Here is a 23,840-nt window from a genome sequence, read left to right on the forward strand (position 1 = left end):
TATATACGAAATGCGATAAGCTTTGTAATCGTAAAATTTTATCAGAATTAAATTTTTTACATAAATTTTATTTGCGAGATTTCATTTAAATTTATAAGTAGATTTTGACCTTAGCCATATTGGAGTGACAAGAGGGATAAAATTTGGTCTATGCGAGACTTTACTTATCAACAAAATTTAAGTTTAAGTAGATACTCTGGATGGGATATTTGCGTCATTGCTTTTAGGTAAATTTCAATATTAGTGTTTAAGTCTTAAGCGAATTAATAAAGCCGAGAGCGAGTCTCGGCTAAATTCTACAATAAAATCGGTGCTATTAGAAAGCCGAGCGCTACTGAAAACGCTATAGCTAAAACACCTGGTAGGAAAAAGGAGTGGTTGAATATATATTTACCTATCCTAGTAGTTCCGGTATCATCCATCTGAACAGCTCCAAGTAAGGTCGGATACGTAGGAAGCACGAATAGTGCGGAAACTGCAGCGAACGATGCGACTAAGATATATGCGTCTCCGTTATTTGTAGCAGTTAGTCCAAGCGCAGCAATAACCGTAGGTATAAGCGCTTTTGCAGTAGCGGCTTGAGAGTAAAGAAGCATACTCGCAAAAAATAACGCTATAGCTAGCATAAATGGATAGTCTTTGACAAAATCACCAGCGAAATTTTTGATAGCATCGGTATGATTTACCACGAAAGTATCACCTAGCCACGCTACGCCGAGTACGCATACGCACGCCGTCATACCACTTTTAAATGTAGCGGTATTAAATAGCTTATCGACTTTGACGCCACAACTTACCGTTATTAGAGTAGCGATGACTAACATGAAACTCATAATGGCGTTATCTCTAGTTAGCACTAATACTTTAGTAGGTTTATCGGTATTTTCTACGTATTTTACATTGGTAGTTGAGTCGGTTTTGACTTTTATGTTTTTTGCGACTAGTTCGTTAAATTTATCAGGATCTTTGCTTTCATAGATTTTTTCGTAGCCTGTCACGTAACTTGGTTTTATCCAGCCTACATTTTTGCTAATAGCCGTAGCGTATAAAACGACGGCGATAACACCGATCAAAAATATCAATACCGATCTTTTGGCTCCTGCAGGAAGTTCTTTATTTTCTTCTGTTTTAACCTCTTTTATTAAGCCCTCTTTAAGCCTTCTTTGATATTCTGGATCGCTACTTAGATCGAGATTATAAAATAAATTTATAACAAGAGCCGTAAGCATACAACCGATAAAGGTCGTAGGTATCCAAATAGCAAGCAATAATGGATAGCTAATGCCTAATCCGCCTAAAGCATGCTCGCCTGCCATAAATACAACCGCCGCTGAAACGGGGCTAGCAGTAATGGCTATCTGGCTAGCGACGACGGCTATACTAAGAGGTGCACTAGGCTTAATATTTTGAGTCTTTGCTACCTCTGCAATGACAGGTATCATAGAAAACGCCGTATGTCCCGTCCCTGCAAATACCGTAAGCAAATATGTAACTATCGGAGCTAAGAAATTTATATATTTTGGGTGTTTTCTTAGTATTCCTTCGGCTATTTGTACCAAATAATCGAGTCCTCCTGCTACTTGCATAGCCGTAATAGCGGCGATAACAGACATAATGATTAAAATGACGTCCCATGGTATACTGCCCGCTTTTAGACCAAGCCCCAACGTAAGAATGACGACGCCAAGACCGCCTGCATAGCCTATAGCCATACCACCTAGTCTAACACCCAAAAATATCGCACCGAAGAGTACGATCAATTGCAATATCAATGAAATGTCCATTGCAAAACTCCTTATAAAGTAATTTTTTTAACGGCGCGCAGAATTCTAAAGATTTCAGCAGGTAAAATCCGAATTATCTTTATAATTCAGTGGTCGGAATTCTATGCGGAATTTTATCCTAAAATTTCGCAAGTGGAATTTTACTCCACGGAAGCTAAATCTAACTTGATGAAATTCTGCATCTACGGAATTCTGCACGATAAATTTTATCTATTTAGAATTCTACTTTGCGGAATTTCGCCTATTAAATTAACCGACGAAATTCCGCGCCGCACCTAGTTTGGAACTATTTTTTGCTCATATGTGGGTTGAGCATAGATTTAGGCTCTAGAATTTTATCTATCTCCTCTTTTTTCAAATATCCGCGCTCTAAGCAGATTTCGCCGACAGATTTTCCGGTCTGAAGTGCCTCTTTGGCGATACTTGCAGATTTTTCGTAACCGATGTAAGGATTGAATGCAGTAACGATACCGACAGAATTTAGCACCGATTTTAGGCAAGCTTCAGGGTTTGCTTTTAGATGTTTGATAGCTTTTTCAGCTAGTGTATTCATCGCATTTTCCAAAAGCACAATCGAGTTAAATAGCGCATATGCGATGCCAGGCTCAAACGCATTAAGCTCGAATTCTCCGCGCTCTGAGCAAAGCATAATCGTAACGTCGTTGCCGATAACCTCGTAGCAAGCCTCGCCTACGACCTCGGCGATGACCGGATTTACTTTGCCCGGCATGATGGAGCTGCCCGGTTGCATCTTAGGAAGCTCGATTTCGCCTAGACCGCATCTAGGACCGGAGTTCATAAGACGTAGGTCGTTTGCGATCTTGCTTAGGCGAACGGCAGCTGTTTTTAGCGCGCCACTAACGTGAACGAAGTCTGCGGTGTCTTGTGTAGCGGCGATGAAATCCTCTGCAGCTTTAAATTTAACGCCGGTGATTTCACCCAGTTTTTTCTCGACTACGTTTTTGTAATCAGGGTGGCAGTTGATACCTGTGCCGATCGCCGTAGCGCCCATATTTAGGTAAGTCATCGACTCTCTAGCAGCTTTGATAAGTGCGATATCGGTTTTGATGTAGGTAGCAAAAGCGTTGAAAGTGTTTCCAAGAGTAGTAGGGACGGCATCCTCAAGCTCCGTCCTTCCCATTTTGATGACATCTTTGTATTCTTTGGCTTTAACTTCAAGCTCTTTTTTCAAATTTTCCATAGCTTTTAGTAGATCGGTTAGCTTGGCGTAAGCAGCGACTTTGATCGAGCTAGGATAGGTATCGTTGGTGCTTTGACCCAAATTTGTGTGGTCGTTTGGATGGAGGTATTGGTATTCGCCCTTTTTGTGTCCCATGCTCTCCAAAGCTATGTTAGTAATGACCTCGTTGGTATTCATATTCGTCGAAGTTCCGGCGCCACCTTGGATCATATCGACTACGAATTGATCTCTGAACTCTCCTGCGATGAGCCTATCGCAAGCTTTTGCAATCGCATCGGCTTTTTGTGCGTCTAGGACTCCGACCTCTTTATTGGCTAGTGCAGCTGCTTTTTTGATTTGTGCAAATGCCTTGATAAAAAATGGATAGTCTTTGAGCGCTCGTCCGCTTAGATGGAAGTTCTCTAGTGCCCTAAATGTCTGCACACCGTAGTAAAAATCGTCGGAAATTTCTAATTCACCGATGAAATCGTGTTCTTTTCTGGTCTTTGCCATAATAAGTCCTTTCGTTGAAATTGTTAATGGAATTTTAAAGCTTTTAGTATTAAAAGCAGCTTAAAACGTAACGAAAAATTAAAATTTAGAAATTAGTATGATTGTTTAAGGCTTTAAATAGAATTTTACTTAAAAAATATTTTGGAATTCGCTACTAAGGCATAATTACACTTTAATAGAAATATCGTATCATAAGTAGATTATGAAAGTGAAATTATAAAAATTCTTGTTTAGCTTAAATTATAATTTGAAAAATTTGAAGTTAAAGGCGGTAAAGGCGGAATTTTTTATTGCATTTATATTTACTAGAGCGGAGCTATTTTTTGCGTTTTATAAAATAAATATATAGGAGCGAGATTATAATGACGACAGCGAACAGAGCGATCGTAATTAGATGCAGATCTTGCTTGATTAGCTCCTCGTTTTCGCCGATGAAATATCCCAAGCTCATAAGTATTAATGTCCAAATCGCAGCTCCAAGCCCAGTAAATAGCACGAAGCGCGCGACATTCATCTTTGCAAGGCCCGCAGGAAGGCTGATGTATTGACGAATGCCTGGGATTAGGCGGCAGTTAAACGTTGAAATTTCGCCATGGCGGTTAAAAAAAGCTTCGAATTTTGCAAATTTCTCCTCGGTGATGCCTGCGTATTTGCCGTATTTAGCGATAATCTTACGTCCAAAAAAATAGCATAGATAGTAATTAAACAGCGCGCCGGTGATGCTACCGCCAAGCCCACAAACAAATGCCGCAACAAAGCTCATCTGCGATTTTGAGGCCAGATAGCCCGCGGGGATCATCACGACTTCACTTGGGAAGGGAAAGAAGCTGCTTTCTAAAAACATCATCACAAAAATGCCAAGGTATCCCCAACCTGCGACAAATTCTACTATAAAATTTACGATATCAGAAAGCATTTGAATTCCTTGATTTAATGTAAAAAACCGGCTGCGCTTAAAATTCCGCAAAATTTAACATCGGCATAGCGAATAAGTTTAGAATTTAACAATCCGGCGATACAAGAGTGATCTTAAAATTTCACAAAATTTAGCGCATATAAAACAAAGGCGCGGGCTAAATTTTATCCTTACAAGTTGCCACCGTAGCGAACTTGCATTATAAATTTAATAGCCTCGCGCCTTAAAATTAAAACTATTTTGCGTATTCGATGTTTAGTTTGCCGAATAGCTCATTAGCCTTGTCATCGATTTTTTTATTTACTTTGCTTGGAAGTAATTGATTTTTGATGAGATCTTTTACCTTTTCAAACGGCATAGTCTCAGCCTTTTTGCTGCTTTCTTTGTAGATTATATGATATCCGAATTGCGTCTTTACCGGCGTTTTGCTCATCTCACCATCTTTTAGCGCAAACGCCGCTTTTTCAAACTCCGGCACCATCATGCCTTTGCCAAAAGAGCCCAAATCGCCACCGTTTTCTTTCGCACTTGGATCGATTGAAATTTCTTTAGCTAGCTTATTAAATTCCTCTTTTAAATTCTCTTTTTTGACTTTTGATAGCTTCGCAATCGCGTTTTTAGCAGCCTTTTCGTCTGCTACTAAGATATGGCTTGCAGTAACGGAATCTGGTTGCATGAAATTCTGTTTATTTTCATCATAAATTTTTTTAGCTTCCTCGTCGCTGATGCTTACGTCTTTAGCTTGTTCGCGTTGCCATAGATTAAATGCGATGCCATCTTTAGCAAGCTCTAGCTGATGCTTATATTCGTCGCTGTTTTCAATGCCTGATTTTTTCGCCTCTGCGATTAGAAGTTTGTATTTGATCAGATCATCGATTAGTTTTTTCTTCTCATCGGCGGTTGGTTCCTGTCCGCCGTGCTGCATACCTTGAGCCAAAAACGGTGCAACATCCTCATCCGTAATAGTGATATTTGCGTCTTTTGCAGTAGCCAAAACGCCTGCATTAAGCGAAGATATAGCCATAGCGGCAACAAAGCTGAAAGATAAAATTCTTTTCATTATTTTTCCTTTATTCGGTAAATTTCGCGCAATTATAAAAAAAGATAGTAAATAAAATAGCCAATGTCAGCAAATTCGGCGCGAATCCTGCGCCGAATTTTAAAAAGAGGGGAGTTAAAACGACGGGATGATTGCGCCTTTATATTGCGTCTCGATAAATTTTTTCACTTTCTCGCTTTGAATCGCTTTATCTAGCGCCTTGATTTTAGGGCTGTTTTCGTTGCCTTCTTTAACGCTAATGACATTTGTGTAAGGGTTGCCCTCAGCCTTTTCTAAAAATAACGAATCCTTGATCGGGTTTAAATTTGCATTAAAAGCAAAATTTGAGTTGATGACTGCAATATCGACATCACCCAGAGTGCGTGGAAGCGCGGCGCCTTCAAGCTCTAAAATTTCTAAATTTTTAGGGTTTTTCGTGACATCTAACGGCGTGCGTAGCTTGGCGTTTTGATCAACTTCGATGAGCCCTGCGGCTACGAGTAGATCCAGCGCGCGGCTTTCGTTAGTCGGGTCGTTCGGCACGGCAACTTTGGCACCGTTTTTAAGATCTTTTAAATTTTTAATCTTATGGCTGTAGATGCCCATCGGCTCTAAATGCACGCCTACGGTCGCTTTTAATTTCGTGCCCTTGTTGGCGTTAAATTCCACCATATACGGCACGTGCTGGAAAAATCCCGCATCCACGTCGCCGCTATCGGTAGCGAGGTTCGGGGTTACGTAGTCGTTGAAAACCTTGACCTCAAGATCGTAGCCTTGGGCTTTTAGATCGGGCTTGATCTGCTCCAAAATTTCGGCATGCGGTATCGGAGTAGCGGCGACTACGATTTTTTCGGCAAGAGCGAAACTGACGACGCTAGCGCTAAGAAGCGAAGCGAGAAGAAATTTCTTCATATTTAATCCTTTTGGTTAAAATTTTGCGGTATTATAGCAGGTAGAATTTTTAATGTCAAGTATTTTTATATGATTTTTTAAAATTTTATCTAAAATATTCTAAAATTCGATATTTCTATATATATTTAAATACTACATTTTATTGTATAATGCAGAATTGGCACGCTTTAATGAGCGCTTTACAAAAATTCCGCTAAAATCGCAAAATTTAAAATTTTAAAAAAGGGCTGAAAATGGCAGATTTTTACGACGCGAAAGCCGTAGAGGAGAGCTTTTATAAAATTTGGGAACAGCGCGGCTACTTCGAGATCGACGGCAATAAAGATATCCAACAAAAAGGCAAAAACTTTTGCATTATGATGCCCCCTCCAAACGTCACCGGAGTGCTTCATATCGGGCACTCGCTCACTTTTACCTTGCAAGATATCATGACGCGATACAAGCGAATGGATGGCTACCGTACGCTTTGGCAACCGGGGTTAGACCACGCAGGCATTGCGACGCAAAACGTCGTCGAGCGCGAGCTTTTGATGCAAGGGATTAAAAAAGAAGCGATCGGGCGCGAGGAGTTTTTAAAGCACGTTTGGCGCTGGAAGGAGCAAAGCGGCGGGCAGATCGTAAAGCAGATGAAGCGCCTGGGCGTCACGCCCGCGTGGAGCAGACAGCGCTTTACTATGGATGAGGGGCTTAAAAATGCCGTTCGCAAAGCCTTCGTAAATTTATACGACGCAGGGCTCATCGTGCGCGGAAACTACATGGTGAACTGGTGCACGCACGACGGCGCGCTAAGCGATGTGGAGGTTGAGCACAAGGAAAACAAGGGCAAGCTCTATCATTTGCGTTACTACTTTGCGGACGGACAAAATTTATCAAATTTAAATGGATGCCGAGCACCAAATTTAAATAAAAATTCTGTTTCAAATTTAACTCAAAATGACGAGGCAAAGTATCGCGATGAAGATTTGCAGGTTGTGCAGAATTTTGCGAGCGCAGATAGAACGGATGGTTCATCAAGCGAGCAAAATTCAAACTCTTGCAAAGATTCGAGCGAGATGAGCCGCAACTACATTGTTGTCGCAACTACGCGCCCCGAGACCTACTTCGGCGACACCGCCGTAATGGTAAATCCCGCGGACGAACGCTATAAAAATTTAATCGGCAAAAAAGTCGTGCTGCCGCTAATCGACCGCGAGATAGAGATCATCGCCGACGAATACGTCGATATGAGCTTCGGAACGGGTGCTGTGAAGGTCACGCCAGCGCACGACACCAACGACTACGAGGTCGGTAAGCGCCACGAGTTGGAGTTTATCACCGTTTTTGACGAAAAAGGAATTTTAAATGAGCAGTGCGGTAAATTTCAAGGCTTAGAGCGACTTGCCGCGCGCGATCAGATCGTAGCGGAGCTTGAGCGGCTGGGCTTTATAGAAAAAATCGAGGATTACGAAAATCAAGTCGGCTACTGCTACCGCTGCAAAAACGTCGTCGAGCCGTACATCTCTCAGCAGTGGTTCGTGCGCGCAGATATCGCAAAAGATGCAATTACCAAAGTAAATTCCGGTGAGGCGGAATTTTTCCCGAAGCACTGGATCAATAGCTTCAACGCCTGGATGCGCGAGCTGAAGGACTGGTGCATCAGCCGCCAGCTGTGGTGGGGACATAGAATTCCCGTATTTTACTGCGACTGCGGCCATCAGTGGGCAGATGAGCGTGAGAGCCCCGATGCCTGCCCGAAATGCGGCGGTAAAAATTTTACTCAAGATCCCGACGTACTCGATACGTGGTTTTCAAGCGGTCTTTGGCCGATCAGCACGCTTGGCTGGGGCAACGGCGAGGCGCTGAAAAACGAGAAGTGGTTTGAGGAGGATTTGAGCGAATTTTATCCGAATACTATGTTAATTACCGGCTTTGACATTTTGTTTTTCTGGGTCGCGCGCATGATGTTTCAGTGCCAAAACGCCATGGGCGAGCTGCCGTTTCGCGACATCTACCTGCACGCCTTAGTTAAGGACAAAGACGGCAAAAAGATGAGCAAATCGAGCAAAAACGTAGTCGATCCGCTGCTAAAAATCGATGAATTTAGCGCCGATATTTTGCGCTTTACGCTTACGATTTTGTGCGTGCAGGGGCGCGATTTGCGCCTTAGCGACGATAAGCTTTTGATATATCGAAATTTTACGAATAAGCTCTATAACGCGAGCAAATTTTTGCTTTTAAACGCTTCTAAATTTGACGATTTAGACGCGGCGCAGATCAAAACGAGCCTCGGCAAATATATGCTTTCGCGCTTTAACTGCTGCGTGGGCGCGGTGCGGGAAAATTTAGACGAATACCGCTTCAATGACGCTGCGACCGAGCTTTATAAGTTTTTTTGGGACGAGTTTTGCGACTGGGGCATTGAGCTTAGCAAGGCGGACAAGGCCGCGATCGGCGAGCTAGGGATGATTTTTAAAGAGGCGATGAAGCTGCTAAGCCCGTTTATGCCGTTTCTAAGCGAGTATCTGTATCAGGAGCTAAGCGGCACGAAGCTGCAGGACGCGCGCTCCATCATGGTGATGAGATACCCGCAGCGGGGCGAGCGCGACGAGCGGATCGAGGAGCTATTTTCGCTTCTCATCGAAGCGATCGTGAGCATTCGTCGCGCAAAGGCGACGATTGAGCTCGGCAATGCGCGCGTAGCCAAAGCCTACGTCAAATCCGCAGTCGATTTAAGCGCCGCCGCGGACTACATCAAAACGCTTGCCAAGGTAGATGAAGTGGAATTTACGCAGCAAAATATCGCAAATTCCGCCCGCGACGTAAGCGAGAGCTTAGAAACTTTCGTGCCGCTTGAGGGGGTCGATCTTAGCGGCGTGATTTCGCGTCTTAACGCGCAAAAAACGAAGCTGCAAAAAGAGATCGAAAAGCTCTCAGGCATGCTAAATAACGAAAAATTCGTAGCCTCCGCCCCGCAAGCCGTGGTTGAAGCCAACCGCGAAGGGCTGCAGAGCGCGCAGGAAAAATTCGCCAAAGTATGCGACGAGCTAAAGGCGTTTGGCGAGTAGCCCGTTAGTTTGAGCTTAAATTTTAAATTAAGGAGAAAAATATGTCAAAAGGTAGTATCGGTGGATTTACGTTAGGCACGGTCATAGCCGTCGCACTATCATGGGGAGTCAATAAAAGCATAATGTGGGCGATAATCCACGGATTTTTAAGTTGGTTATACGTGATTTATTATTTCTTACTGAGGTAAAATTTCATCGGCGGCGCGCCGTTTTACGCGCTAAATTTTAAAATTTATCAAGGATAAAAAATGAGCGAAAAAATAAAAATAGCGGTTTTAGGATATGGAAATTTAGGTCGCGGCGTGGAGCTTGCCGCGCGAAATAGCAAGGATTTGCAGCTTTCGGCGGTGTTTTCTCGCCGCGAGCCGCACAGCGTGCAAACATGCGGCGCGCCGGTATTTAGCGTGGATGAAATTTTAGCGCACAAGGGCAAATTTGACGTTTTGGTGCTTTGCGGCGGTAGCGCGACGGATCTACCGACGCAGACGCCCGAGTTTGCGCTAAATTTTAACGTCGTTGATAGCTTTGATACGCACGCAAAAATCCCGGAGCATTTCGCCGCGGTGGACGCCGCAGCCAAAAAAGGCGGAAACGTAGGCATCATCGCCGTGGGCTGGGATCCTGGGCTGTTTTCGCTAAATAGATTATTTGGCGAGAGTGTGCTGCAAAACGGCAGCAGTTATACGTTTTGGGGCAAAGGCGTGAGCCAAGGCCACTCAGACGCCATCCGCAGGATCGAGGGCGTCGTGGATGCGCGCCAATACACCGTACCGATAGATAGCGCCTTGGAGCGAGTTCGCGCGGGTGAAAACCCGAGTCTTAGCACGCGCGAAAAACACCTGCGCGAGTGCTACGTCGTGGCCGAGGACGGCGCCGATAAAGCGCGCATCGAGCGTGAGATAAAAACGATGCCCAATTACTTCTCCGATTACGATACGAGCGTGCATTTTATCGATATTGCGACGCTTAAAAAAGAGCACGGCGGCATCCCTCACGGAGGCTTCGTCTTGCGAAGCGGAGCGACGGGCGAGCGCGGCGAAAATAAACATTTGATCGAGTTTTCGCTAAAGCTTGATTCAAATCCCGAATTTACCGCAAGCGTGCTCGTAGCTTACGCCCGCGCAGCGTATCGTTTGGCACAAAGAGGTGAGCGCGGCGCGTTTAGCGTATTTGACATCGCTCCGGCGCTTCTTTCGCCAAAGAGCGCAGATGAGCTAAGGCGCGAAATTTTATAAATTTCTGGGGCGTTTCGGCGGAATTATGAACGAGGAAATCTGAGTGATAAAGATAGAAAATTTAAAGAAATTTTACGGAAAAACCTGCGTGATCGACGATGTGAGCCTGGAGGTGAAACAGGGCGAAATTTTTGCCATCGTCGGTCGCAGCGGCGCGGGTAAAAGCACTCTGCTGCGCTGCATAAACGGCCTTGAGGACTATCAAGAAGGAAGCCTTAAGGTAGAGGGCAGGGAGGTAAGAGAGCTAAGCGGCGCTCAGATCCGCGAGTTGCGCAAAAATATCGGTATGATTTTTCAGCACTTCGCGCTTATGAGCCGCCGCAGCGTCGCGCAAAACGTCGCCACGCCGTTAGCGTTTTGGGGATATTCGAAAGATCACACGAAGCGCCGCGTCGCCGAGCTTTTGGAGCTCGTGGGGCTTGCAGATAAAGCAAACGCCTATCCTAGCGAGCTTAGCGGCGGACAGAAGCAGCGCGTGGCGATCGCGCGCGCGCTTGCATTAAGCCCTAAAATTTTGCTTTCCGACGAGGCGACTTCGGCGCTTGATCCCAACACCACCGCGCAAATTTTATCGCTTCTGCGCCGCATCAATCGCGAGCTAGGCATTACGATCGTGCTCGTTACGCACGAGATGGAGGTCGTAAAGGGCATCGCGCAGCGAGCGATCCTGCTTAGGGGCGGGCGCGTGAGTAACTCGGGCGATATCGTCTCGCTGTTTTTGCACCCGGATGAGAATATGAAGGAGTTTTTGGGCGAGGAGGAGGTGCTACCCGCAAGCGGCGTGAATATCAGGCTCTTTTTCCCGCCCGCGGTTGCGTTTGACAGCGTGATCACGCATATGGCGCGCGCTTTGGAGATAAATTTTAACATCGTTTGGGGCAAGCTCGAGCGCCTCGATAAAAACGTCGTCGGAAGCCTCGTGATCAACGTAGAGCCCGCACACGTCGCGCGCGTGGAGGAATTTATTAAAAACGCGGGCGTGATCTACGAGATCGTAAGCGAGGATGAGATCAAAAGCTGTGCCGCGATCTAGGTGTGATTTCGCGCCCTGTGCGCTTGCGCCGCACTAAATTTAAGGGCTTACGCGGCATGGCGAATTCAAAAACTCGCGCGAGGTCGCGAACTCAAAGGCTGGCTCGGCGTTTTTGATTTGATGTGCGCGTCGTGGCATTAGTCGTGGCATTACAAATTTAATTAGTTTAGCCGGCGGTTTAAATTTCTATTTTGCCTCGATAAAATAAGCTCGGCAATGCGCTGTTGGCGTGCGCCCTCGCTAGCTTTGATTCGCGTTTAGAATTCGACTAGCCGTAGCGAGCGATTTAAATTTCAGAGATCGCGACCGACCGAGCGCATTTAAGCCGCTCCGCGTTTGAAATTACAGGCGTTTAAATTTAAATTTGAATTTTTTTCGGAATTTCACACATACTTCACTTTTACGGAAGTATAATTCCGCTAATTTCTTTTAAGGAGTACGTAATGAAAAAACTTACTTTGTTTGCGCTTAGTGCGCTATTTGCTGGCACTTTTGCCGTAGCTGCCGACATGGGCATGAAAGATGAGATGAAGGACGCCAATACATCAATGCATAATGGTGCGAAAGAGATGAAGGGCGACATGAAAGATATGCACAAGGATGCTATGAAAGAGGGTAAACATATGAAGGATGAGATGAAAGGCGAAATGAAAAAAGAGATGAAAAAAGAGATGTAGTGAGTAAAATTTTACTCGTAGAGGACGATGAGACGCTTTGCGATCTCATCGGCGAATATCTAAAAGACGCGGGCTTTGACGTATGCGTTTGCAGCGACGCTCAAAGCGCCGCGGATCTTGCTTATGAACAAAAATTTGATCTTTTTATCTTTGACGTAAAAATCCCCAAAGGCGACGGATTCTCACTTTTAAAAGAGCTACGCAAGAGCGGCGATCGCACCCCTGCGATATTCGCCACGTCGCTAAATACGCTTGATGATCTTGAGGTTGGTTTTAAAAGCGGCTGCGATGATTATCTCAAAAAACCATACGAGCTAAAAGAGCTGTTGCTGCGCGTTAATTCTCTCATAAAGCGAAACTTCAGCCACAATTTTGATGATTTTGTAACTATTGACGACGAGTTTAAATTTTACTTTGCAAGCAAAGAGCTACGCAGATCGGGCGTGCCCGTCGCGCTTTCAAACAAAGAGCGCGAGCTGCTGGCACTTTTTTTACAAAATAAAAACAGGCTTTTAAGCAAGGATGAAATTTTCTCCGCGATCTACGCTTTTGACGAAACTCCGAGCGAGGAAGCGCTGCGAACTTATATCAAAAATCTACGCCGCGTCCTAGGCGAAGAGCACATCATAAATCGCCGCAATGCAGGGTATCTGTATGTCTGAGAAGACCGCTTTAACGCTTAAAATTTTATCTTTGTATCTCATTTCAAGTGCGTTGTTTTTGGGATATTTTTTCAAGATAAATTACGGGATGAACGAAGCCGCGCTGCTTTCGCACAGGATAAAAGAGCTAAAAGAGATCAAGATGATGATCTATATGAAAGCAAGCATGGACGGGCTGGAATCGCTAGCGGACTTTGAGCGCGAAAAGGGCGTGAGTGCGTGTATATTTAAGCCAAACTCTGATGAAATTTACGGCTGTGACGGCGAGCTTGGCGCACTTGATAAAGCGAAGCTAAAGGCGGAATTTATAAGTGGCGGTAGGCTAGGAATTTATGAGAATCTGCAAAATATGGAGGAGCGAAACGCCTTTTCCAAGGCTAAAATCATTCTGCTTGGAAGTAGTGTGCAGGGCGAAATTTTAACGCTTCGTATCAAAACCGCAGCGATGATGATAGCGCTTTTGGGCGTGATATTAGCCGTGGCGTTTTATCTGGTGCGGCTAGGTACAAAGCCGCTTTACGATAAGATTGACACGCTAAATCGCTTCATCAAGGATAGTACTCACGAGATTAATACTCCGCTTAGTATTATCTCCATGAGCGTCGAGACGATGCGGCACGCAGAGCTTGGGGAATACAACGCCAAACGCGTCGCTAATATCGATCTTGCCGCCAAGACGCTTTCGCGCATCTACGAGGATCTCGTGTTTTTGACCTTCGGTATGAATAAGGATGGCGAGATTAGCTCGATCGATCTAAAAAGCCTCGTCGCTTCGCGCTGCGAATACTTCGCGCCGTTTATTCAAAAACGCAGACTAAGCCTTAAAACCGATCTTTTGGATGCGAGTATGAATGCAAACGTCTATGAAATTTCGCGCCTGATCGACAATTTGCTAAGCAACGCCGTAAAATACGCAAACGCAGGCGGCTACGTGGATGTGCGGCTAAGGCGCGGTGAGCTAGCGATCTCAAATAGCGGCGAGGGGATCGATAGTAAAAAGGGCGGCGAAATTTTCAGGCGCTTTGCACGCTTTAACTCAAGCGAGGGCGGCTTTGGAATCGGGCTTAGCATCGTAAGCGAGGTCTGCAAAAAATACTCCTTTTCTATCTCCTACGACAGCGTGCCGGGCGAGATAACGACCTTTCGCCTTACGTGGCGCGAATAAAATTTTAAAATTTAGCAAAATTTCAAAATTTAAAAGCGGTCGCTTGCGGTTTAAATTTAATCGTCGCTCGGTCGCTTAAATTCCGCGCAAAAAAGCTCTAATTGCTGGAGCGTTTAAATTTAATCGTCGCTTGTTTTTGTTCTAAAACGGAGCGCGGAATTTTATCAGTCGTTCGCTTTGCGCTCGTAAAATGACCCTGAAAGTTATGGGTGCAGAATTTTATTCGTCCGCGATTTTATAAAATTTAGCTTTTATTTCTCGATAGATATATCCAGTGGACTATATTACTGAATAAAATCGGAACAGACATACCAAAAAACATTGAGCCGCCTCCAAAAAACGATAGTCAACCAAACAAGCTTTCTCTGCTCGCAAAAGTAGGAAACGCCCGTTGCCTACTTTGTGTGGGATGCCGTTTATGGCAAAATCGGCGTAGAAATAATTATTTAGAAGCCAATAGATAAAAGGTATGCCGATAAGCATAATTAGCTGCGTCTTGACGGCGGGAAGCTCTTTTTTGTATAAGAATGTGGCGATCGGACAATACGCGCAGCTTAGCGCGAAAGCCGTTAAAGTAGGTACCCATAATGCCGCGACGTAAAATTCCGCAAGCTGCGTGTGCGGGCTTATTTTGCCGATCGCAGCGATGTTTGGAAAAAACTGCTTCATAAATTTAACGAAGTCTGCGCATGCCGCACTTACGTCTAAAATGTTTTCGGGTAGCTCGAATACGCTAAGTGCCGTGATCGCAAACAGCGCAAAAACCGCCGCGTAAAGTCGCCCGAAAAATTTGATAAATTTCGTATCGGGATATGGCGCCTCTTGCTCTTGCGCGCCTTGAGAATTCGGCAGATCGCTCATCGTTCGCTCCTTTAATAAAATTTGCGCGTCAAAACCCGGCTCGCGCTAAATTTTAAAATTTTATGCCTTATCGTTCGGTAAAATTTCACGACGAGAACTTGCTTTGGAATTTTGCGGTCAAATTTGAAATAAAATTTATTAAATTTAACCGAGCAATGCTTTTTTAAAAACAAAGTCTCGCCGCTTCTAACGCGCAGTGATCTAGGCGGGATTTGGGCGGCAGACCTGCTTACGGTTGCTAGCCGAAGCAAAGTAAAAGGGCGCTTCGCAAGTATAGCCCCTTCCGTTCCACTTCTTCCGAGGAAGAATTTAAGCCTTATCGGAAGCGACAAATAAAATTAAACCCGCGCGTAGCGTAGCAATTTCTCGTATCGTCGGAGCGAGAAAGCCCCTAAAATAAAGAAAGCCCTTTCATTTCACGCAAGCTCGCAGCCAAAGCCTAAAATTTAATTGCCTAACAAAAAGGCAAGTTGGTATCACTGCTCGCAAAATAACCGCGGAATCCCGCTAGATCAAATTTAAAATTCCGAGTATTTCTGATAGTCGATCTGCGCGGAGTTTTTGTTGATCGTATCGACCGTAGCTTCGGCGATCGCCAGCTCCTCGTTGGTAGGGATTACAAGCGTTTTGATTTTGCTATCCGCCGCACTTAAATTTCTAATCGAGCCGGTATTTTTTGCGTTTTTTGTCGCATCGATTTCGATGCCGATATGAGCGAGCTTCTCGCAGACATTTTGCCTAAAATGCGGTGCATTCTCGCCGATACCGCCGGTAAAGATCAAAGCGTCCACTCGCCCAAGCACGGCGTAATACGCTCCGATCATCTTAACGACGCTGTACACGAGCATCTCAAACGCAAGTTTCGCGCGCGGCTCGCCGCCTTCCATCTTTTCATATACCTTTCGCAGATCGCTTGCGCCGCAGATGCCCAAAAGCCCGCTTTTTTTGTTCATTATGACGTCCATATCCTGCGCGTTGTAGCCCGCGACGCGCTCGATGTATGGGATGATCGCAGGATCGATCGAGCCGCATCTGGTGCCCATGATGATGCCTTCAAGCGGCGTTAGCCCCATCGAGGTGTCGATGCACTTGCCGTTTTCTATGGCGCTCACGCTCGAGCCGTTGCCGAGATGTAGCGTAATGGCGTTGAAGTTTTCGTATTTTTTACGCAAAAATTTCGCCCCCATCGTCGAGACGAACCAATGCGACGTGCCGTGCGCGCCGTAGCGACGAACCTTATATTTTTCGTAGAATTCATACGGCAGCGCGTACATATACGCATAAGGCGGGATGCTTTGATGAAAGATCGTATCAAAAACCGCGACGTTTGGAATTTTCGGAGCTATTTTGAGGCAGGATTTGATGCCCGCTAAATTTGCGGGATTGTGTAGCGGCGCAAGCGGCGCAAGCTCGGCGATTTTAGCCATTACGTCATCATCTATGAGCGCGGGAGCGTCGAAATAATCCGCACCTTGGACTATTCTATGCCCGATGCCGCCTACTTGAGTTAGATCGTTGATTACTCCGCTTTGTTTTAAAAGATCAATCGCAATCGCAATCGCGGTTTCGTGATTTGGAATTTGCTCGTTTTCAACTTTTATGCTTCGTCCATTGGCGCAATTGATGCTTCCGCTTGCGTGCGTCGAGCCGATCTCCTCGATGAGCCCACTTGCGATGCAAGCGTGATTTAGCATATCGTGGAATTTAAATTTAACCGAGCTCGAGCCGGAATTTATGACTAGGATATCCATTAATTCTCTCCCGCTTGAATTGCGCTGATAAGTATCGTGTTTACGATATCGGCGACCTTGCAGCCGCGACTTAGATCGTTTACCGGCTTTTTTAAGCCCTGTAAAATCGGTCCGATCGCCACGGCGCCTGCGGTGCGCTGCACGGCCTTATAACAGATATTTCCGCAGTTAAGATCGGGGAAGATAAATACGTTCGCGCGCCCTGCGACCGCAGAGCCCGGCATCTTTTTCTTAGCGACCGCTGCATCGACTGCGGCATCGAATTGCAGCGGTCCGTCGATTAAAAGCTCCGGCGCCTTTTCGCGCGCTTTTTGCGTCGCAGTTTTTATGAATTCCACGCTATCGCCGCTGCCGCTATCGCCGCTGGAGTAGCTTAGCATCGCCACGCGCGGCTCAAGCCCGAACGCCTTTGCGGTCGCGGCGCTTGAGATCGCGATACCTGCCAGATACTCTGCGCTCGGGCTCGGCGCTACGGCGCAGTCGGCAAAAAGCAGAGCCTGCGTATCCAGGCACATTATAAACGCACCGCTAACGGTTGCGATGCCCGGCTTGGTCTTGATGATCTGAAGCGCGGGGCGGATCGTCTCCGCAGTAGTCGTGCCGGCACCGCTTACCATCGCATCAGCTAGCCCTTCATACACTAGCATCGTGCCGAAGTAGGTGCGATCGCGCACTAAATCGCGCGCCTGCGCCTCGCTCATACCCTTTGCCTTGCGAAGTTCATAAAGATCGCGCGCAAATTTTTCCAAGCTCGCATCCGTCTGCGGATCTAAAATTTTAACGCCGCTTAGATCGAGACCTAGCTTGCTTGCGCTTTTTTGCACTTCGTCTTGCCGCCCCAGAAGGATCAAATTTGCCGCGCCGCTTTGCTTTATAATCGCGGCCGCGCGTAGAATTCTCTCATCGTCGCTTTCGGGCAGTACGACGGTTTTAACGTTCGCGCGAGCCTTTGCGTAGAGCTTGCTTTCAAATTTCAACGGAGTTAGAATTTCACAGCGTGTGGAGTTTGCAGCGTCCGTGAAGTAGCTTTTGTCGGCAACGACTTTATCAAGCTCTATCGCGCCGCTTTCGCAAGCGAAATTTTCGTCGTGAAATTTTGCATCGCTTTCGCAGGCAGAATTTTTACCGCAAAGCTCCGATTTTTTAGAATTTGCACCCTCTTGTGCAGGTCTTAGCGCGGAAAATGAAATTTTATCCTCATATATGCTGGCAAAGCTTACCGCTTTTGCTGCGGTGATCAAGCGCGTGCCGATGCGCGCGGCAATTTCGTTAGGATAAAATCCGCAAACTGGGATATTTAGATCCTTTGCGATTTGTAAATTTAGCTCGCGCAGATCAGCTCCCGCTACGCCGCGAACCAGCACAAAATTACACTGCTTTAGGATCTGTGCAAAGCGTTCTATCGCCGCTTTTCGCACGCGCTCATCCTGCCCATCCGCGAGCGCTTTTTCAAGCTCGCTCCTGCTAAAAAGGGCATTGTCGCCAGCGATGCAAAGTTGCAAAACGTTGTGAAAGCTCATGGATAAAATTTTATCTAGTTTTTTTAGCTCGGATTGATAGGCGGCGGGTTCGTCGCATAGGAGCAAAATTCCGTTCATCGGTTGATCCTTTGAAATAAGATAGGCAATTGTAGCAAAATTTTGCTTGCGTGTTAATCAAAGATTTATCGTGAGGGTTTAGAATTTGGTAACTTTCAACAAAGGAGCGCACATGAAAAATTTAGTGATTTTGGCTCTTTTAGTGAGCCTCGCCGCGGCGAAAATCAACATAAACGAAGCTAGTCGCTACGAGCTGATGACGATCGGCGGACTTGATGCGGGTAGGGCGGATATGCTTATGCAATACCGCCAAAAGCGCGAAATTTCAAGTGCAGATGAGCTAAAGGGCATCAACGGCTTTGCAAGTTACGATACCGCTAAACTGCAGAAGAGCTTTGAAATATCGCCTAGAGCTAACGTGCAGCAGCCGGTGCAGCCTGAGCGCGATATAGTCGTGGTCGAAAAGACCCGCACCCGCACGGTTTACGGAGGCTCTACTTACAAACGCGTTGAAAATTACGGCAATGGCATCACGATCACAGAGACCGGCACTTTACCGCCACCTCCTCCGCGAGGATATGGTAGGCACGGCGACATGATGCCGCCTCCTCCTCCGCCTCCTGGCGGTATGCCACCACCTCCGCACGGAGGTATAAAACCGCCACCTCCACCGCCACCTCCGCGCGATGATTATTCTCGCAGGAGAAGTTCTAATAGTATGAGCGATAGCGAAATCGGCGGAAGCTCGCGCCGTAACATGCCGGTGCCTATGCATATGGGAACGATCCGCTCGAAAAGATCCAGTAGCGTCACAAGCTTCGGCGACTGCGATCCGCAAAGCGGTAACTGCGCTAGCGTGGGCGTAGGCGTGCAGGTAGATAGAGGGTTTTAAAATTTAATTTATGCGGGCGGAATTTTAGGATTTTAAATCGAGATTCCGCCCGCCCTAAATTTACGGCTAAATTTTAAAATTTCGTAACGTAGAATTTAAAATTTACACAGGAGTTGCTCTGCGCTACGATAAAATTTCAAAGAATTTTGTAAATTTAATCTAGCCTCGCGTGGTAAAATTTCAAGCCAAAATTTTACGTTAAAACCGATGCACCGCGTTTTGTCATGATAAAACCTCGCGCCTTAAAATTTTAAATATGAAAATCCAGCCGCATTATAAATTTTAAATTCGCCTTTTCTACTCTTGCTAAATTCCAAAATTTTGCCCCCGTCTTGCTACTATTAAATTTTAAATTCGACCCGATTTAGCGCCTAAAATTCGTGAAATTTAATTTACAAAATAATATAATCACAAAATTATTCCAACGAAACAGGATGGGCGTATGAAAGAAATTAGCGGATCGCAGATGATCGTGGAGGCGTTGCGGCAGGAGGGGGTCGAGGTGGTTTTCGGCTACCCGGGCGGCGCGGCGCTGAATATTTATGATGAAATTTACAAACAAAAATACTTCAGACACATTTTGGTGCGCCACGAGCAAGCCGCAGCGATGGCTGCGGACGGATATGCGCGCGCTAGCGGCAAGGTCGGCGTGGCAGTCGTTACAAGCGGACCGGGTTTTACTAACGCGCTTACGGGGCTTGCTACGGCGTATAGCGACAGCATCCCGATCGTGCTTATTAGTGGGCAGGTGGCGACCTCGCTTATTGGCACCGACGCCTTTCAGGAGATCGATGCGATCGGAATTTCACGCCCCTGCGTCAAGCACAACTATCTAGTTAAAACGATAGAAGAGCTGCCTAGAATTTTAAAAGAGGCTTTTTACATCGCTCGTAGCGGCAGACCTGGACCCGTGCACGTTGATATTCCCAAAGACGTAACGGCGAAGCTTGGCATTTTTGAATATCCTAGCGAAATCAAGATGCAAACTTACAAGCCGAATTATAAGGGCAATGGAGGGCAGATCAAAAAAACCGTCGAGTTAATCGCAAGCTGCAAAAAGCCTATCCTCTACATCGGCGGCGGCGTCATCAGTGCCGGCGCAAGCGAGCTGGTGCGCGAGCTTAGCGAGTTTGCGCAGATCCCGGTCGTTGAAACCCTTATGGCGCTGGGGGCTATGCGAAGCGATGATAAAAACCGCCTCGGTATGGTCGGTATGCATGGCAGCTACGCCGCAAATATGGCGCTTAGCGAGTCGGATCTGATAATCTGCTTGGGCGCGAGATTTGACGATCGCGTCACCGGAAAGCTAAGTGAATTCGGCAAAAACGCAAAGATCATCCACGTCGATATCGATCCTAGCTCGATCTCAAAGATTATAAATGCGGATTATCCGATCGTGGGCGACGTGAAATCGGTGCTAGAGGAGATGCTGCCTCGCATTAAAAACGAGGTCAACCCTCAAAATTTCGAGCAGTGGCGGGAGCTCATCCGCAAATACGATGAAATTCACCCGCTTAAATTTAACGACAGCGATGAAATTTTAAAGCCGCAGTGGGTTATACAAAGTACCGCAAAAATCGCGGGCGAGGACGCTATCATCGCTACGGACGTGGGGCAGCATCAGATGTGGGTCGCGCAGTTTTATCCGTTTTGCAAGCCGCGCACGCTGCTAAGTAGCGGCGGGCAGGGCACGATGGGATACGGCCTGCCCGCGGCATTGGGCGCGAAGGCCTATGCGGGAGATAGACCGGTTATAAATTTCAGCGGCGACGGCTCGATTTTGATGAATATCCAAGAGCTGATGACTGCGAGCGCGAGCGGTCTAAACGTCGTAAATATCGTATTAAACAACAATTTCTTAGGCATGGTGCGGCAGTGGCAGAGCCTGTTTTACGGGCAGCGTTTCTCATCGACCGATCTTAGCTCGCAGCCCGATTTTGTGAAAATTGCGGAGGGCTTCGGCGGCGTAGGCTTTAGCGTTAGCACTAAAGCGGAATTTGAAGACGCGCTGAAGCAGGCTCTTGCGAGCAAGAAAGTAAGCGTCATCGAGGCTAAGATCGATCGCTTCGAAAACGTCTGGCCGATGGTGCCCGCAGGCGGCGCGCTTTATAATATGATTTTTGAGCAGGAGTCGTAAGGATGAATAGCATAAGAAGAGTAATATCGGTCGTCGTTACCGATGAGCACGGCGTTTTGTCGCGAATCTCGGGGCTTTTTGCGGGGCGCGGCTATAATATCGACAGCCTTACCGTTGCACCGATCCCAAATACCGGCCTATCGCGCCTTAGCATCGTCACTTCGGGCGATGAGCGCGTCATAGAGCAGATCACTAAGCAGCTTCATAAGCTGATCCCCGTCTACAAGGTCATCGATGATGCAAAATTTGTCGAAAAGGAGATGGTTTTGGTAAAGATCGCGCTGGGCGAAAATTTAGCGGGGCTTGATGCCGTTTTAAAAGCCTACAACGGCAGCATCGCAAACAGCGACGACAGCAAGATCGTCATCATGGCGTGCGACGACGCAGACCGCATCGACGGATTTTTAAAGACGATAAAAAAATACAATCCGATCGACGTCGTCCGCGGCGGCAGCGTCGCGCTGGATATGTAAGCGGCGATAAAATTTAATCAAAGGAGCGCAAATGAAATTATCTAAAATTGCTGAAATTTTAAATATAGAGCTTAGCGGAGCGGACGCGGAGATTACCGCGATAAATTCGCTTCAAAACGCAAGGCAAAGCGAGCTGAGCTACTGCGATAGCGACAAAAACGAGAAATTTTTATCCGCCACCAAAGCAGCCGCCGTGCTGGTAAAGTGCGGCACTGCGGTTCCAAACGGCGTGCGAGCGTTGGAGTGCGAAAACCCGCATCTAGCCTTTGCGATCTTAAGCGCGCATTTTGCCAAGCCGCTCATTCGCAGCGGCACGCCCGCAAAGATCGCCGCTAGCGCGCAGATCGGGCAGAACGTGCATATCGGCGTAAATTCCACGATCGGCGAGGATTGCGTCATTTCAAGCGGCGCGTATATCGGCGATGACGTGCATATCGGAAGCGGCTGCGTGATCCACGCAAACGCCGTCATCTACAACGACGCGATCATCGGCGAGCGCTGCATAATCCACGCAAACGCCGTTATCGGAAGCGACGGCTTCGGCTACGCGCACACCAAAACGGGCGAGCACGTTAAAATTTATCACAATGGCAACGTCGTGCTGCAAGACGAGGTTGAGATCGGCGCGTGCACGACGATCGATCGCGCGGTATTCGGCTCGACGATCGTTAAACGCGGCAGCAAGATCGACAATCTCGTTCAGATTGGGCACAACTGCGAGCTCGGGCAAAACTGCCTCATCGTCTCTCAAGTTGGGCTTGCGGGCTCGACGACGCTCGGGCGCAACGTCGTGATGGGCGGACAGAGCGGCAGCGGCGGGCACGTAAGCGTAGGTGATTTCGCTCAGATCGCGGCGCGCGGTGGCATAAGTAAGGATCTGGCGGGCGGCAAAAACTACGCAGGGCATCCTATAATGGAGCTTAGCGAGTGGTTTAAGCTGCAGGCTAAGATCGTTAGATTTTTTAAAGATAAAAAGCACTAGCCGTTTTGCCTTGGCTGACTTGCCTTGATTGGTTCGGTCGATCGGCTTGATTTGATCGTTTTGATCGTTCGCTCTGATCGACTCCTCTAGACAGCTTGATTTAATCGGTTCGCGTCGTTTCAGTGAAGTTTGAGATCGCCAGGCAGTTGGTGATTGTGGAGTGGTTTGCGTTGCCGTTTGTGCTTTGATGTATTTTGTAATCGCTGTGGCGGTAAATTTTGCCCTTTTATCGGCGAAATTCTGCCCGCGCCATTCTTTGTCGTGTGCTTGCTTCGCGGGTGCGGTAGAATTTGCTCTGCTAGTTTGAGCTGCGTTTGTTAGCAGTCATTGCGGCCGAGCTTTACGAGCGCTTTTAAATCAGTGAAAATTTAATTAAAGGAAAAACGATGATAGAGATGTTTTTATGCTCCTATTTTGCGGGCGCGGCGACGCTTTTTGAGGATTTTGCCGAACAAAATATCCGCACCAAGGAGGTGCTTTTTATCCCGACCGCCGCAAACGTAGAGGAGTACCGGGACTACGTGGACGAGGCGAAAGAGGCGTTTTCTAAAATGGGCTTTACGCTTCAAATTTTAGACGTTTCCAAAGCGAGCGAGGCCGAAGCGAAGGCGAAGATCGGCGCGGCGCAGGTGCTTTACGTAAGCGGCGGCAACACCTTTTATCTTTTGCGCGAGCTTAAAAAGAAAGGTCTTGCTAGCCTCATCGCAGATCGCGTCCGAAGCGGCGAGCTCGTGTACGTGGGCGAGTCGGCTGGCGCGATGATCGCCGCACCCAGCGTGGAGTACGCAGTCATGATGGACGATGGGGGCGACTACGAAGCTGCGGCGCAAACTGGGCTAGATCTTGTTAAATTCTATCCAGTAGTACACTACGGCGAGGAGCCCTTCGTGCAAAGCACGGCTGAAATTTTAAAAGCTTACGGCGGCAAGTTAAAATTGGCGCCGATAAATAACGCCGAAGCGATCGCGGTGCACGGCGATAAATTTAAAATTTTAGGACGGTAAACTGCGGCGTAAAAGTAAAATTTAGTAATTAAACGCTTCGTA

Annotated in this window: 20 protein-coding genes; 12 read left to right on the plus strand and 8 right to left on the minus strand. The window is 46.8% G+C overall.

Annotated elements, in window-relative coordinates:
• Positions 1 to 296: 296 nt before the first annotated feature.
• From Q0323_RS06660 to Q0323_RS06680, 5 genes are all read right to left on the minus strand, one after another.
• Positions 297 to 1,784, minus strand: coding sequence for an anaerobic C4-dicarboxylate transporter (locus Q0323_RS06660; RefSeq protein ID WP_177389295.1), 1,488 nt, complete (start codon positions 1,782 to 1,784; stop codon positions 297 to 299).
• A gap of 286 nt (positions 1,785 to 2,070) precedes the next feature.
• Positions 2,071 to 3,477, minus strand: a complete 1,407-nt coding sequence (locus Q0323_RS06665) for an aspartate ammonia-lyase (RefSeq protein ID WP_005870686.1) — start codon at positions 3,475 to 3,477, stop codon at positions 2,071 to 2,073.
• Between the two features lie 316 nt (positions 3,478 to 3,793).
• Positions 3,794 to 4,393 (minus strand): DedA family protein, encoded by a 600-nt coding sequence (locus Q0323_RS06670; protein WP_298052812.1) that lies wholly within the window; start codon positions 4,391 to 4,393, stop codon positions 3,794 to 3,796.
• Between the two features lie 235 nt (positions 4,394 to 4,628).
• Entirely contained in the window at positions 4,629 to 5,453 is an 825-nt protein-coding gene (locus tag Q0323_RS06675) for a peptidylprolyl isomerase (protein WP_291936931.1), read from the minus strand.
• A 114-nt stretch (positions 5,454 to 5,567) separates the two neighbouring features.
• Positions 5,568 to 6,344 carry a MetQ/NlpA family ABC transporter substrate-binding protein gene (locus Q0323_RS06680; RefSeq protein WP_297924147.1) on the minus strand — a complete coding sequence of 259 codons (777 nt, stop codon included), beginning with the start codon at positions 6,342 to 6,344 and terminating at the stop codon, positions 5,568 to 5,570.
• A 233-nt stretch (positions 6,345 to 6,577) separates the two neighbouring features.
• Between Q0323_RS06680 and Q0323_RS06685 the strand changes: the two genes are divergently transcribed.
• The 7 genes from Q0323_RS06685 to Q0323_RS06715 all read left to right on the plus strand — a co-directional run bounded on the left by Q0323_RS06685 (position 6,578) and on the right by Q0323_RS06715 (position 14,160).
• Positions 6,578 to 9,388 carry a valine--tRNA ligase gene (locus Q0323_RS06685; RefSeq protein WP_298052815.1) on the plus strand — a complete coding sequence of 937 codons (2,811 nt, stop codon included), beginning with the start codon at positions 6,578 to 6,580 and terminating at the stop codon, positions 9,386 to 9,388.
• A 41-nt stretch (positions 9,389 to 9,429) separates the two neighbouring features.
• Complete coding sequence (locus Q0323_RS06690; RefSeq protein ID WP_297880516.1) at positions 9,430 to 9,576, plus strand: hypothetical protein; 147 nt, start codon at positions 9,430 to 9,432, stop codon at positions 9,574 to 9,576.
• Between the two features lie 60 nt (positions 9,577 to 9,636).
• Positions 9,637 to 10,623 (plus strand): diaminopimelate dehydrogenase, encoded by a 987-nt coding sequence (locus tag Q0323_RS06695; RefSeq protein WP_298052817.1) that lies wholly within the window; start codon positions 9,637 to 9,639, stop codon positions 10,621 to 10,623.
• 43 nt (positions 10,624 to 10,666) lie between these two features.
• On the plus strand, positions 10,667 to 11,656 hold the full coding sequence (locus Q0323_RS06700) for a methionine ABC transporter ATP-binding protein (protein ID WP_298052820.1): 990 nt from the start codon (positions 10,667 to 10,669) through the stop codon (positions 11,654 to 11,656).
• A 443-nt stretch (positions 11,657 to 12,099) separates the two neighbouring features.
• Positions 12,100 to 12,333 (plus strand): hypothetical protein, encoded by a 234-nt coding sequence (locus Q0323_RS06705; RefSeq protein ID WP_291936948.1) that lies wholly within the window; start codon positions 12,100 to 12,102, stop codon positions 12,331 to 12,333.
• The gene (locus tag Q0323_RS06710; protein ID WP_297879887.1) at positions 12,333 to 12,995 is read left to right on the plus strand and encodes a response regulator transcription factor; all 663 of its coding nucleotides are present in this window, start codon (positions 12,333 to 12,335) and stop codon (positions 12,993 to 12,995) included. The genes Q0323_RS06705 and Q0323_RS06710 overlap by 1 nt, the downstream gene beginning before the upstream one ends.
• Positions 12,988 to 14,160, plus strand: a complete 1,173-nt coding sequence (locus Q0323_RS06715; RefSeq protein ID WP_298052823.1) for a HAMP domain-containing sensor histidine kinase — start codon at positions 12,988 to 12,990, stop codon at positions 14,158 to 14,160. The genes Q0323_RS06710 and Q0323_RS06715 overlap by 8 nt, the downstream gene beginning before the upstream one ends.
• Positions 14,161 to 14,439: 279 nt before the next feature.
• Here Q0323_RS06715 and Q0323_RS06720 read toward each other — a convergent pair whose 3' ends face one another.
• From Q0323_RS06720 to pta, 3 genes are all read right to left on the minus strand, one after another.
• On the minus strand, positions 14,440 to 15,021 hold the full coding sequence (locus Q0323_RS06720; protein ID WP_298052825.1) for a hypothetical protein: 582 nt from the start codon (positions 15,019 to 15,021) through the stop codon (positions 14,440 to 14,442).
• A gap of 518 nt (positions 15,022 to 15,539) precedes the next feature.
• On the minus strand, positions 15,540 to 16,772 hold the full coding sequence (locus Q0323_RS06725) for an acetate kinase (RefSeq protein WP_298052828.1): 1,233 nt from the start codon (positions 16,770 to 16,772) through the stop codon (positions 15,540 to 15,542).
• Positions 16,772 to 18,370, minus strand: coding sequence for a phosphate acetyltransferase (pta, locus tag Q0323_RS06730; RefSeq protein WP_298052831.1), 1,599 nt, complete (start codon positions 18,368 to 18,370; stop codon positions 16,772 to 16,774). The genes Q0323_RS06725 and pta overlap by 1 nt, the downstream gene beginning before the upstream one ends.
• Before the next feature lie 112 nt (positions 18,371 to 18,482).
• Here pta and Q0323_RS06735 point away from each other — a divergent pair, with 112 nt between their 5' ends.
• The 5 genes from Q0323_RS06735 to Q0323_RS06755 all read left to right on the plus strand — a co-directional run bounded on the left by Q0323_RS06735 (position 18,483) and on the right by Q0323_RS06755 (position 23,798).
• A complete protein-coding gene (locus Q0323_RS06735; RefSeq protein WP_298052834.1) occupies positions 18,483 to 19,202 on the plus strand; it encodes a helix-hairpin-helix domain-containing protein in 720 nt (239 codons plus the stop codon).
• Between the two features lie 442 nt (positions 19,203 to 19,644).
• Positions 19,645 to 21,339, plus strand: coding sequence for an acetolactate synthase large subunit (locus Q0323_RS06740; RefSeq protein ID WP_298052836.1), 1,695 nt, complete (start codon positions 19,645 to 19,647; stop codon positions 21,337 to 21,339).
• A 2-nt stretch (positions 21,340 to 21,341) separates the two neighbouring features.
• Entirely contained in the window at positions 21,342 to 21,812 is a 471-nt protein-coding gene (gene ilvN / locus Q0323_RS06745; RefSeq protein WP_297882007.1) for an acetolactate synthase small subunit, read from the plus strand.
• Between the two features lie 31 nt (positions 21,813 to 21,843).
• Positions 21,844 to 22,794 (plus strand): UDP-3-O-(3-hydroxymyristoyl)glucosamine N-acyltransferase, encoded by a 951-nt coding sequence (gene lpxD / locus Q0323_RS06750; RefSeq protein ID WP_298022856.1) that lies wholly within the window; start codon positions 21,844 to 21,846, stop codon positions 22,792 to 22,794.
• A gap of 386 nt (positions 22,795 to 23,180) precedes the next feature.
• Complete coding sequence (locus Q0323_RS06755; RefSeq protein ID WP_298052839.1) at positions 23,181 to 23,798, plus strand: Type 1 glutamine amidotransferase-like domain-containing protein; 618 nt, start codon at positions 23,181 to 23,183, stop codon at positions 23,796 to 23,798.
• The last annotated feature ends 42 nt before the right edge of the window (positions 23,799 to 23,840 follow it).

Origin of the sequence: uncultured Campylobacter sp., from assembly GCF_938030145.1 — a bacterium.
GTDB lineage: Bacteria > Campylobacterota > Campylobacteria > Campylobacterales > Campylobacteraceae > Campylobacter_B.